This is a genomic window from Petropleomorpha daqingensis (genome assembly GCF_013408985.1).
Taxonomy (GTDB): Bacteria; Actinomycetota; Actinomycetes; order Mycobacteriales; family Geodermatophilaceae; genus Petropleomorpha; species Petropleomorpha daqingensis.
In genome coordinates, this window is record NZ_JACBZT010000001.1 from 638880 (window position 1) to 651184 (window position 12305).

Annotated in this window: 8 protein-coding genes; 2 read left to right on the forward strand and 6 right to left on the reverse strand. The window is 73.7% G+C overall.

The window, feature by feature from the left end; genetic code table 11:
* Positions 1-8: 8 nt before the first annotated feature.
* Positions 9-1610 carry a phosphoglycerate dehydrogenase gene (gene serA / locus GGQ55_RS03185; RefSeq protein ID WP_179715080.1) on the reverse strand — a complete coding sequence of 534 codons (1602 nt, stop codon included), beginning with the start codon at positions 1608-1610 and terminating at the stop codon, positions 9-11.
* Between the two features lie 155 nt (positions 1611-1765).
* Here serA and GGQ55_RS03190 point away from each other — a divergent pair, with 155 nt between their 5' ends.
* Both GGQ55_RS03190 and GGQ55_RS03195 read left to right on the forward strand, forming a co-directional pair.
* The gene (locus tag GGQ55_RS03190; protein ID WP_179715081.1) at positions 1766-2485 is read left to right on the forward strand and encodes a DUF4106 domain-containing protein; all 720 of its coding nucleotides are present in this window, start codon (positions 1766-1768) and stop codon (positions 2483-2485) included.
* A 139-nt stretch (positions 2486-2624) separates the two neighbouring features.
* A complete protein-coding gene (locus GGQ55_RS03195; RefSeq protein WP_179715082.1) occupies positions 2625-3152 on the forward strand; it encodes a single stranded DNA-binding domain-containing protein in 528 nt (175 codons plus the stop codon).
* Between the two features lie 83 nt (positions 3153-3235).
* Here the strand turns inward: GGQ55_RS03195 and ilvC are convergent, their stop codons facing one another.
* From ilvC to GGQ55_RS03220, 5 genes are all read right to left on the reverse strand, one after another.
* A complete protein-coding gene (gene ilvC / locus GGQ55_RS03200) occupies positions 3236-4264 on the reverse strand; it encodes a ketol-acid reductoisomerase (RefSeq protein WP_179715083.1) in 1029 nt (342 codons plus the stop codon).
* Positions 4265-4307: 43 nt separating this feature from the next.
* Complete coding sequence (ilvN, locus tag GGQ55_RS03205; RefSeq protein ID WP_179715084.1) at positions 4308-4835, reverse strand: acetolactate synthase small subunit; 528 nt, start codon at positions 4833-4835, stop codon at positions 4308-4310.
* Between the two features lie 14 nt (positions 4836-4849).
* Complete coding sequence (locus GGQ55_RS03210; RefSeq protein ID WP_179715085.1) at positions 4850-6712, reverse strand: acetolactate synthase large subunit; 1863 nt, start codon at positions 6710-6712, stop codon at positions 4850-4852.
* Between the two features lie 214 nt (positions 6713-6926).
* Positions 6927-9614 carry a putative bifunctional diguanylate cyclase/phosphodiesterase gene (locus tag GGQ55_RS03215; RefSeq protein WP_179715086.1) on the reverse strand — a complete coding sequence of 896 codons (2688 nt, stop codon included), beginning with the start codon at positions 9612-9614 and terminating at the stop codon, positions 6927-6929.
* Positions 9611-12259 (reverse strand): putative bifunctional diguanylate cyclase/phosphodiesterase, encoded by a 2649-nt coding sequence (locus GGQ55_RS03220; protein WP_179715087.1) that lies wholly within the window; start codon positions 12257-12259, stop codon positions 9611-9613. Before GGQ55_RS03220 ends, GGQ55_RS03215 begins: the two co-directional genes overlap by 4 nt.
* Positions 12260-12305: the final 46 nt, after the last annotated feature.

Sequence of the window (12305 nt, forward strand, 5' to 3'; positions counted from 1 at the left end):
ACCCTAGGTCAGGCGCCGTTGAGGTCGGCGGCACGGGCCTCCCGCGCACCGATCCGCCCGGCGATCTCCTCGAGCAACTCGCTGCTCACCGGGCTGTCGACGGTGACCGCCATCAGCGCCTCTCCCCCGCGTGTCGTCCGGCTGACCTGCGCGCCGGCGATGTTCACCGCCGCCTCGCCCAACGCCGCCCCCACCGTGCCGACCACGCCGGGCCGGTCGATGTAGGTGAAGAACAGGAGGTGGCCCTCGGCCTGCAGGTCGAGCTCGAAGCCGTTCACCTCGGTCAGCCGCGGCACCTGGCTCTTGCCGTAGAGCGTGCCCGAGACCGTCATCTGGGCGCCGTCGGTCATGGCCCCGCGGACGGTGACCAGGTTGCGGAAGGTCGGGCTGTCCAGGTCGGTGGTCAGCGCCACCTCCAGGCCGCGCTGCTCGGCCAGCAGCGGCGCGTTGACGTAGGTCACCTGCTCCTCGACGACGTCGGAGAACATCCCCTTGAGGACGGCGAGCTGCATCACCGACGCGTCGAACTCGGCCACCTCGCCGCGCACCTCGACGTTGACCGACTGGGCGAGACCGCCGGCCAGCGCGGTGAACAGCCGGCCCAGCTTCTCGGCCAGCGGCAGCCCGGGCCGCAGGTCCTCCGCGACGACGCCGCCGGCCTGCACGTTGACCGCGTCGGGCACGAACTCGCCCTGCAGCGCCAGCCGGACCGACCGGGCCACCGCGGCACCGGCCTTGTCCTGGGCCTCGGTCGTCGAGGCGCCCAGGTGCGGCGTGACGACGGTGTTCGGCAGCTCGAACAGCGGGCTGTCGGTGCAGGGCTCGCTGGCGTAGACGTCGATCCCCGCCGCGCCGACCTGACCGGTCTTGAGCGCGTCGACCAGGGCGGCCTCCTCGACCAGCCCGCCCCGGGCGGCGTTGACCAGGATCACGCCGCGCTTGGTCAGCGCCAGCTCGTCGGCCCCGATGAGGGCCGCCGTCTCCGGCGTCTTCGGCAGGTGGATGGTGATGAAGTCGGACTCGCGGAGCAGCTCCTCCAGCGAGACGAGGCGGACGCCGAACTGCGCGGCGCGACCGGGCTGGATGTAGGGGTCGAAGGCGATCAGCTCGACGTCGAAGGCGGCCAGCCGCTGCGCCACCAGGACGCCGATGCGGCCCAGACCGACCACGCCGACGGTCTTGCCCGCGATCTCGACGCCGGTGAACCGCGACCGCTTCCACTGCCCCTCGCGCAGCGACGCGTCCGCGGCGGGGATGCGCCGGGCGGCGGCCAGCAGCAGCGCGACCGCGTGCTCGGCGGCGCTGACGATGTTCGAGATCGGCGCGTTGACGACCATGACGCCGCGCTCGGTCGCCGTCGCCACGTCGACGTTGTCCAGGCCGATCCCCGCACGGGCGACCACCTTGAGGTTCGGGGCGGCGGCGAGCGCCTCGGCGTCGATCTGCGTCTCGCTGCGGATCATCACCGCCGCGGCCTCGGCCAGGGCCGGGAGCAGGGCGGCGCGGTCGGCACCGTCGACGTGCCGGATCTCGACGTCGGCGCCGAGCACCTCCAGAACGCTCGGGGCGAGTTCCTCCGCGATGAGGACGACGGGCGCGCTCGTGGTCACGGCCGAAGCCTAAGGAGACGCGTGCGGCGTGCGGGGACTGCCGTTCCTGGAACGTCACCACTCTTCCCGGCGAAGGCTCCTTGCCCTGGACGGACCCGGCGGACATCCTGACCGCCTACGGGAGTCGGCACCGCCGGCGCTGACGGAGGAGATCCATGACCGAGCAGAACAACCCCTACGGGCAGCCGCAGCCCTCCGGCCAGCAGCCCTCGTACGGCCAGCAGCCGTACGCACAGCCCCCGTCGTACGGCCAGCAGCCGTCGTACGACCAGCCCCAGCAGTACGGCCAGCAGCCGTCGTACTCCCCCGCCCCCTACGGTTCCCAGCAGCCTGCCCCGTACGGCCAGCAGCCCCAGCAGTACGGCCAGCAGCCCGGCGGCTACGGCCAGCCGATGCCCGGGAGCCGGCCGGCCCGTCCCGGTGGCGTGGTGACCGCCGCCGTCTTCGGTTTCATCTGGGGTGCCCTCGGCGCGCTGGTGACGATCCTGCTGATCTTCGCCGGCGCGGTCGCGGGCGGCGCCGCCGGGAACGCGGAGGACTCGATCCCGGGCCTGGGCTCGGTCTTCGGTGCCTTCGCGGGGATCGCCATCGTCATCGGGATCCTGGCGCTCGTCTGGACCGTCCTCATGATCTGGGGCTCGGTCTGGGCGCTCACCGGTCGCAGCCGGGTGCTGCTCATCGTGGGTGGGTCCATCGCCATCGCATCGACGGGCTTCAGCTTCTTCGGCAGCCTGGGCAACACGGATCAGAACGGCGCCGGCAGCGTCGTCCTGTCCCTGCTGTTCTTCATCATCTCGATCCTGATCGTCGTCCTGCTCTCCAACAAGGCAGCCGCGGCGTTCTTCGCCGCCAACCGTGCGCTCCGCGGTCGCTGAGTCGCAGTTACTGGCTGTCACCCCCACAGGTCACAGCGCCGTCACGAGCGCGCGCAGGAATCCCCCACGCGCGTATCCGAACCCCTACACTCCGCCGCCGACCGCCACGTCGGCGGCCGTCCGCACCAGGAGGAACCGCATGACCACCCCCACCCCCGGCTCCGACCCGAATTACCCGCAGGGGGGTGCTCCCCAGGGTCAGCCCGGCTGGGGCGCTCCGCAGCAGCCGCAGGGCTACCAGCCCGCGCCGTCGTACAGCGGCGGCCCCGCCGGCTACGGCGCGCCGGCCTCCGCCCGGCCCCCGCAGGTGCTCGTCGCCGCGATCCTGGGCTTCGTCGTCGCGCTCTTCGCCCTGCTGGCGGCGCTGGGCCTGTTCGCCCTGTCGACGCTGCTCGGGATCCTGGCCCTGTTCGGGGTCCTGTACCTCGCGCTGGCCGCCGTCAACATCTGGGGCGGCGTCGTGGCGATCATGGGCAACGGGAGCTCGGTGCTGAAGGGAGCCGGGATCGCCACCGCGGTCCTCGCGCTCATCGGTCTGATCCTCGCGCTGACCCAGGGCAGCTTCTCGTTCCTGTCGCTGCTCCTGGTCGCGGCCGGCGTCGCGATCTTCTTCCTGCTCAACCAGCCGGCCTCGCAGCAGTTCTTCGCCTCCCGCGGCAAGAAGTAGACGCGGGCTGAACGAGAAGGGCCCCGCTGCCGAGTCGGCAGCGGGGCCCTGTCACGTTCTGGAACGGGAAGGGTGGTCCTTCTTCAGTTGCGGGCGGCGGTGCCCGTGTAGTCGTCGGACGTCGACACCCAGCTCATCAGGCCGCGCAGCTTGCGGCCGGTCTCCTCGATCGGGTGCGCCTCGGCGGCGGCCCGCTTGGCCTTGAAGTCCGGCGCGCCGGCGTCCTGGTCGGCGATGAAGGCCGCGGCCCACGAGCCGTCCTTGATCGCGGCCAGCACGTCCTGCATCGTCGCCTTGACCCGCTCGTCGATGACCTTCGGGCCGCTGGTGTAGTCGCCGTACTCGGCGGTGTCCGACACCGACCAGCGCTGCTTGGCGATGCCGCCCTCGTACATGAGGTCGACGATCAGCTTCAGCTCGTGCAGGCACTCGAAGTAGGCGATCTCCGGCTGGTAGCCGGCCTCGGTGAGGGTCTCGAAGCCCGCCGTGACCAGCGCCGACATGCCGCCGCAGAGCACGGCCTGCTCGCCGAACAGGTCGGTCTCGGTCTCCTCGGCGAAGGTGGTCTTGATGACGCCCGCGCGGGCGCCGCCGATGGCCTTGGCGTAGGACAGCGCGAGCTGCAGCGCCTGGCCGGTCGCGTCCTGCTCGACGGCGACCAACGCCGGGACGCCCTTGCCGTTCTCGAACTCGCGGCGGACCAGGTGGCCCGGGCCCTTGGGGGCGACCATCGCGACGTCGACGCCGGCCGGGGGCTTGATGTAGCCGAACCGGATGTTGAAGCCGTGCGCGAAGAACAGCGCGTCGCCGTCCTGGAGGTTGGGCTCGACGGCCTCGGCGTACAGCGACCGCTGCACGTGGTCGGGGACGAGGATCATGATCAGGTCGGCCTCGGCGGCCGCCTCGGCCGGCGTGACGACCCGCAGGCCCTCGGCCTCGGCCTTGGCGCGGCTCGTGCTGCCCTCGGGCAGGCCGACGCGGACGTCGACCCCGGAGTCGCGCAGCGACAGCGCGTGGGCGTGACCCTGGCTGCCGTAGCCCAGGACGGCGACGGTGCGCCCCTGGATGATCGACAGGTCGGCGTCGTCGTCGTAGAAGATCTCGGCGGCCATGCGGTGGTGCTCTCCTTCGGTTGTTCGCGGATGAAGCGCGGGGTTATGCGGTGCGGTCGACGGGGCGCAAGGTACCGGCGCCGGACATGGAGCGGGGACCCCGGCCCAGGGCGACGGTGCCGGACTGCGCCATCTCCTTGATCCCCAGCGGGGCGAGGACGGCGAGCAGCGCCTGGAGCTTGTCCGGGGTGCCGGTGGCCTCGAGGGTCACCGTGTCGGTGTTGACGTCGACGACGTGGGCGCGGAACAGCTCGGCGGTCTGCAGCACCTGCGTGCGATCGGCCAGCGGCGCGCGGACCTTCACGAGCAGCAGCTCGCGCTGGACGGCGGCGCCCTCCTCCAGCTCCACGATCTTGATCACCTCGATCAGCTTGTTCAGCTGCTTGGTGATCTGCTCCAGCGGCGCGGACTCCGCGTCGGCGACGATCGTCATGCGGGAGAGGTCGGGGTTCTCCGTGGGCCCGACGGCGAGCGACTCGATGTTGAACCCGCGGCGGCTGAACAGCGCCGAGACGCGGGCCAGGACACCGGCCTTGTTCTCCACCAGGACCGAGAGCGTGTGGCGGGTCATGCTGAGCGGCCCCTTCAGACTTGGTCTTCGCCGAAGACCGGGCGCACGTCGCGCGCGGCCATGATGTCGTCGTTGCTCGCCCCGGCCGCGACCATCGGCCAGACCTGGGCGTCGTGGCCGACGACGAAGTCGATGACCACGGGGGCGTCGTCGATCGCCATCGCCTTCTCGAGCACCGCGTCGACGTCGTCCTTGGTCTCGCAGCGCAGGCCGACGCAGCCCATCGCCTCGGCCAGCAGCGCGAAGTCGGGGATGCGCACCGGCTTGGGCGTGCCGTCCTCGTTGCGGGCGTGCAGCCGGGTGTTGGAGTAACGGCCCTCGTAGAACAGGGTCTGCCACTGCCGGACCATGCCCAGGTTGCCGTTGTTGATGATGGCGACCTTGATCGGGATGCCCTCCATCGCGCAGGTGGCCAGCTCCTGGTTGGTCATCTGGAAGCAGCCGTCGCCGTCGATGGCCCAGACCGTGGTCTCCGGCCGGCCCTGCTTGGCGCCCATGGCGGCGGGGACGGCGTAGCCCATCGTCCCGAGGCCGCCGCTGTTGAGCCACGTGCCGGGCTTCTCGTAGGAGATGAACTGGGCGGCCCACATCTGGTGCTGCCCGACGCCGGCGACGTAGATGGCGTCCGGTCCGGCGATCGCGCCCAGCCGCTCGATGACGTACTGCGGCGAGAGCGAGCCGTCCTCGGGCCAGTCGTAGCCGAGCGGGTACTTCTGCCGCCAGTCGTCCAGCTGCGCCCACCACGGCGCCAGGTCGGCGGTGCGCCCGGCCTCGCGCTCGTGCCGCAGGGCGTCGACCAGCTGGGCGATGGTCTCCTTGGCGTCACCGACGATCGGGACGTCGGCCTTGCGGTTCTTGCCGATCTCGGCGGGGTCGATGTCGGCGTGCACGACCAGCGCACCGGGGGCGAAGGAGCCCAGGTGGCCGGTGACCCGGTCGTCGAAGCGGGCACCGAGGGCGACGATCACGTCGGCCTTCTGCAGCGCGGTCACCGCCGCGACCGTGCCGTGCATGCCGGGCATGCCCAGGTGCTGGGCGTTGCTGTCGGGGAACGCGCCCCGGGCCATCAGGGTGGTGACGACGGGCGCGCCGGTCAGCTCGGCGAGCGCGGCCAGCTCCTCGGTGGCCTGGGCCTTGAGCACGCCACCGCCGACGTAGAGCACCGGACGGCGGGCGCCGGCGATCAGCTGCGCGGCCTCGCGGACCTGTTTGCCGTGCGGGCGGGTCGTCGGCTTGTAGCCGGGCAGGTCCAGCCGCGGCGGCCAGGAGAAGTTCGTCGTCCGCTGGAGGGCGTCCTTGGAGATGTCGACCAGCACCGGGCCGGGCCGCCCGGTGGCCGCCAGGTGGAAGGCCTCCGCGATCGCCTGCGGGATCTCGTCGGGGTCGGTGATCAGGAAGTTGTGCTTCGTGACCGGCATCGTGATGCCGCGGATGTCGGCTTCCTGGAAGGCGTCGGTGCCGATGGCGCCGCTGGGCACCTGGCCGGTGATCGCCACGATCGGCACCGAGTCCATGTGCGCGTCGGCCAGCGGGGTGACCAGGTTGGTCGCGCCCGGGCCGGAGGTCGCCATGCAGACGCCGACCTTGCCGGTGGCCTGCGCGTACCCGGTGGCGGCGTGGCCGGCTCCCTGCTCGTGCCGCACCAGGACGTGCCGCACCGAGGAGTCGAAGAGCGGGTCGTAGGCGGGCAGGATCGCCCCGCCGGGGATGCCGAAGATCACCTCGACGCCGACGGCCTCGAGGGAGCGGACGAGGCTCTGCGCGCCGGTGATGCCGGTGGCCGGCTCGGGGATGCGGGCGGCCGGCCGGGTGGCCGTCTCGACGCCGGCCAGCGAGGCGGCTGCCTCCTGGGTGGCGGACTCGCTAGGGGTGCTCATCGCGGCGTTCTCCTGGGCCGTGCGGGGGCGGGCTGGTGTGTGGCGGCCGGTCGGCGTCCCCGGCCAACAAAAAACCCCTCGTGCCGCAGGCACGGAGGGGTCAGCGCGTCGGTCAGGGAACCGACGCGCTAGGCGACTACGAGGAGGCTGCGGGCAGGACGCACCCGCACACTGTGCGCTCCGCCGGGCGCTGCCGTCAACTGTGCTGTCTCACTCAGTGGACAGCGACGCGCGATTCCGTGAGATCCGGGGAGGCGTCGAGCAGGCCCGTGTCGAAGCCGTCGAGGACGGCCCGCAGCTGCTCCGGCGGCACCGGCCGGCCGAGCAGGTAACCCTGCAGGAACCGGCAGCCCAGGTCGCGCAGGAGGGCGAGCTGCCCCGGCGTCTCCACGCCCTCGGCCACGACGTCGATGCCGAGCGTGCGGCCGAGCTCCACGACGCTGCGCACGATCGCCTCGGTGCGCGGGTCGCCGTCGATGTGGCCGATGAAGTCGCGGTCCATCTTGAGGACGTCGACCGGCAGCCGGGCCAGCCGCGCCAGCGAGGAGTGGCCCTTGCCGAAGTCGTCGAGGGAGATGACGCAGCCGAGCGTGCGCAGCGTCGAGAGGTCGCCCTCGAACCCGTCCTCGGCGCCCATCAGCACCGACTCGGTGATCTCCAGCATGAGCCGCTGCGGCGGGACGCCGGAGGCGGCCAGCGCACGGGCGATGTCGGGCGCGAGGCACCCGGCCTGCAGGTGCCGCACCGACACGTTCACGCCCAGCTTGAGGTCGAAGCCCTCGGCCAGCAGGGGCGCCACGGTCGCGGTCGCCTCGCCGAACACCCAGCGCTCCAGCGGCACGATGAGCCCGTCGGCCTCGGCGAGGGCGATGAACTCGTCCGGCGGCACGAGGCCCAGCTGCGGGTGCTGCCAGCGCACCAGCGCCTCCAGCCCGAGCACGGTGCGCTCGGCGACGCCGATCACCGGCTGGAAGAGCAGCCGCAGCTGCCCCTCCTCGATCGCCGTCGGCAGGTCGCGGGCCAGCCGGGCGCGCCGGCCGGCCGCCTCGTCCGGGGTGTCGGCGTGCAGCCGGACCCGGCTCTTGCCGGCCGCCTTGGCCGCCCGCAGCGCGAGGTCGGCCTGCCGCAGCGTCGTCGTCACCTCGTCGGCCGGGTCGATCTGGGCGACGCCGATGCTGGCCGAGACGTCGAAGACCAGCTCGTCGGCGTGGCCACCGGCGGCCGCGGTCGGGCGCATCTCGCGCAGGTCGGCGACGATCCGCTCACCGAGCGCGGCGGCCTCCTCGATCCCGGCGCGCACCAGGACGGCGAACTCGTCGCCACCGAGCCGGCTGATCAGGTCGCGGTCGCGGACGGTGGCCCGCAGCCGGCCGGCCACCTGCACGAGCAGGTCGTCACCGGCGTCGTGGCCGGCGATGTCGTTGACCGGCTTGAACCCGTCGAGGTCGAGCATGAGGAGGCAGAACTCCTCGCGCGCGGCACGCGCGCGGGCGGCCTCCAGCGCGGCCATGAGGCGGGCGCGGTTGGGCAGGCCGGTCAGGTAGTCGGTGTAGGCCATCCGCTCGAGCTCGAGCTCGGTGCTGCGCCGGTCGGCCACGTCGCGCAGGTGCAGCACGAAGCCGTCGCGGTCGCTGTCCCTGCCGGGCAGCCCGGTGGCGGCCGTCGTCCGGACGGTCTCGAGGCGCCGCCAGCCGCCGTCCTTGGTGCGCAGCCGGAACACCGCCGCAGGGCCGTCGTCGAGGTCCGCGGTGCGGCCGAGGGCGCGCGCCAGCTCGTGGCGGTCCTCTCCGTGCACGAACTCCGCGAACGGCCGGCCCTCCAGGTCGCGCGCCGCCCAGGACGACGACGTCTGCCCGGCGCTGGACACCCAGGTGATGGCGCCGTGGGCGTCGAGCACGATCGTGATGTCGGCAGCGCGGTGCACGAGGGTGCGGAAGAACGCCTCGGTGCGCAGCACGCGGCGGGTGAGCCGGGCCCCGTCGGCGGCCCAGGCGAGGGTGCGCGCGAAGGTCAGCGACAGGAGCACCGCGACCGTGAGCACCTCCGCGGTGGACGGCCGGCGCCCCAGCGCCCACGCGAAGAGCAGCAGGAGCAGGACGGCGAAGCTGAGGCAGTAGCTGACGACGACGCCGGTCAGCGGCACGGTGGCCGCCGGCGCCTCGGAGCGGGCCTGCGGACCGGGGTCGGCGGCCAACGCCAGCGTGGCGGTGGCCAGCACGGCGAGGTAGGCGGTGCTCGTGGCGACGTCGAGCAGCGGCGAGGGGTGCGCCACGGCGACCGAACCGGCCACCATCGCCGTCGCGAGCGCGGCGAAGGTGACGAGAAGCCAGCCGGCCGCGGCCCGGCGGGGCGCGGAGACGCCGCCGAGGGTGACCAGCCCGACCGCGCAGAGGACGGCGCTCACCGTCGGGTAGCCCACGGTGAGCAGGACGTCGCCCGCACCGGCGACCGCCGGGACGAGCATCTGCAGCAGCACCGACAGCGCGGTGAGCGCCACGGCGGCGTCGAGCACGACCTGGACGCGGATCCGGCCACGGGTGGAGCGGACCAGCCGCACGCACAGGAGGACCGCGACCGGGCCGGTCGCGGCCAGGGCGAGGTCCGACGGCCCGGTGGTGTGAGGGTTCACGCCGACCTCGGTGACCGCGCGCACGAACTGCCCGAGCGCGAGCAGGCCGGCGATGCCGGCGAACCCCCGCCAGGTGGCGCCGGCGTCCACGTCCAAAGTGCGGCTGTGCCGGCGCACGAGCGCGCCGACGGCGAGGGTGGCCGCGGCCAGCACGGCCGGGCCCACCCGCGGCGTCCACTCCGGGCGCACCAGCTCCAGGACCGCCAGGACGGCGGCGCCGGCCGCGAGGCCAGAGACCACGCCGGCGCGCGGCCAGGTCGTCGGTCCGCTCACCGCTGGCCGACCAGCCCCGGCCACAGCACGCCGGCCCGCTCGGACAGCAGGGTGGTCAGCTCACCCAGCGGCAGCGGCCGCGAAAGGAGGAAGCCCTGCGCGAAGCCACAGCCGAAGCCGCAGAGCGCGCCCAGCTGCCCGGGGGTCTCCACGCCCTCGGCGACGACGTCGACGCCCAGCGCGCGGCCGATGCCGACGACCGATTCGCAGAGCGCACGGTCCTGCGGGTCGCGGTCGACCCGCGAGAGGAAGGACCTGTCGAGCTTGAGCACGTCGATGGGCAGCTGGGTGAGGGTGGCCAGCGACGAACCGCCCGCGCCGAAGTGGTCGAGGGCCACGTGCACGCCCATGAGCCGGACGCTGCTGACGTCCATGCGCACCCGCTCGGCGTCGGCGAGCACGCTGGCCTCGGGGATCTCGATCACGAGACGCTCCGGCGCCAGGCCGGAGGTCCGCAGCGCCGCCTCGACGTCGACGGCCAGGGTGCCGTCGGCGACGTAGGCGGCCGAGACGTCGACGCCGAGCCGGAGCGGCGCACCGGCCGACGGCAGCGTCTGGACGGCCACCGTGGCCTCCGCCAGCGCCCAGCGCTGCAGGTCGCCGATCAGCCCGGAGCGCTCGGCGATGGGCAGGAACTCGGTCGGCGGCACGTCACCGAACTCGGGGTGCCGCCAGCGCAGGTGCGCCTCCACGCCGACGACCCGCTGCTCCTCGAGGGAGACGATCGGCGTGTACAGCAGCGTGAGCTGGCCGCCGGCCGCCGCGGTGTGCAGGTCGGCGCGCAGCCTGTCGCGGCGGGCCGCGGTCTCGCCGAGGGCGTCGCTGTAGCGGCGGGACGAGCCGGGCCCGGCGGCGCGCGCGGCGCGCACGGCGAGCGCGGCGCGGCCGAACAGCTCGTCCTCGTCCAGGCCGGGCTCCACCACGACGAGCCCGACGCTGGCGGTCAGGTCGACGATGCCCGCCGAGGTGGCGATCGGCTGCTCGACCACCGCGAGGCAGCGGTCGGCCAGCTGGTCGGCCTCGGTGGCGGTGCTGCTGGCGAGCACGCCGAAGGCGCCACCGCCCATGCGGGCGACGACGTCGTCCCCGCGGACCGTGGCCCGCAGCCGGCGGCCGACCTCGGCCACCACGACGGTGACGACCTCGCGGCCGAAGTGCTCGCGGACGTCGGCCAGACCCTCGAGCTCGACGAGCAGCAGGCTGGTGCCGGTGCGCTCGTCGGTCGACTCCTGCTCGCCGAGCGTGCGGCGGGCGGCCCGCATCAGGCCGGCGCTGTTGGGCAGGCCGGTCGAGGGGTCGGTGAAGGCGATGCCGGCCAGCGCCTCCTCGCGCGCCTGGCGCTCGGTGACGTCGCGGCAGTGCAGCACGACCGCGCCGACATCCGGGACGTCGCGCAGGTCGGAGACGCTCGCCTCGAACCAGCGCCACGCGCCGTCGCTGTCGGCCAGCCGCAGCACGAGCAGGGTGGGAGCGGTGGCGGCGTCGGGGGCCGACGGCAGCGCGGCCGCGAGCGCCTCGGCGTCGTCGGGGTGCACGGCGTCGAGGAGGACCTCGCCGGGCAGCCGCGGCGCGGCATCGCCGAGCATGCGGTCCAGCGCGGGCGAGGCCCACATGACGCGCAGGTCGGTGTCGAGGATCAGGACGGCGTCGGCGGCCGAGGCCACGAGCGAGCGGAAGTAGGCCTCGTTGCGGCGCAGCCGGGCACCCATCTGCTGCTCGTCGCGGGCGGTGATCCACCGGTGCACGGCGGTCAGCGCGATGCACACCGTGCCGCCGGCGTAGCTGAACGGGCTGGGCGGGGTGCCGAGCACGGCCGCCGTCCCCACGGCGACGACGGCGACGACCATCGCGACGTGCGGGAGGACCTGCCCCAGCTCGGTGGACCGGCCGCTGCGCGGCCGGGCCGGTCCGGTGGACCGCGGACCCGGGTCGGCGAAGACGGCGAGCCCGAACAGGGTCAGGCCGACGACGACGAGGAATCGGCTGACCTGGCCGGCGCCGGGCGCGGACATCAGCAGCGCCGCGGTGGACAGGCCACGGCCGGCGGTGAGCGACACCGCGCCGACGAGCAGGATCAGCGCCATCCGCTGGCGGTGCGCCTCGACGACGCCGAGCAGGATCAGCGCGGCGGCCATCGTCAGCGAGGTGACGACGACGGCGGCGCCGAGGATCAGCCGCTCGGTGACGTGCAGCGCGGCCCAGTGCGTCTCCGGGCCGATGAGCAGCAGCTGGACCACCACGAGGCAGGCCAGCAGGAACAGCGCGACCTCGACCACCGCGCGGCGGCCGGTCCGCAGCCGCGAGCGGTCGACGAGGGTCAGGACGCCGAGGACCGCCAGGGCGTAGCCGGGCACCGTCGGCACCCAGCGGAGGACGGCGACCCCCAGCGGGTCGGTCGGCTCCGCGAACAGCGCGACGCCCGCGCCGAGCACGGGGAACAGCGGGGTGACGGCCAGCAGCCGCCAGCCGCGCCACCCGGTCGAGCGGGAGCGGCCGCCCAGCCACAGCACGATGCTGCAGACCAGGCCCAGGAGCACGACCGCGACGTACGCGGTCGTCTCGAGCGCAGGGTCGACGACGGCGCCGACGCAGGCAGCACCTGCGACGGCGGCGGTCGCGAGCAGCGCCGACCTCAGCCTTTCCACACGGCGACAGTCGGCATCCTCACGCTGCGTATCGAGGCGCCGGGGA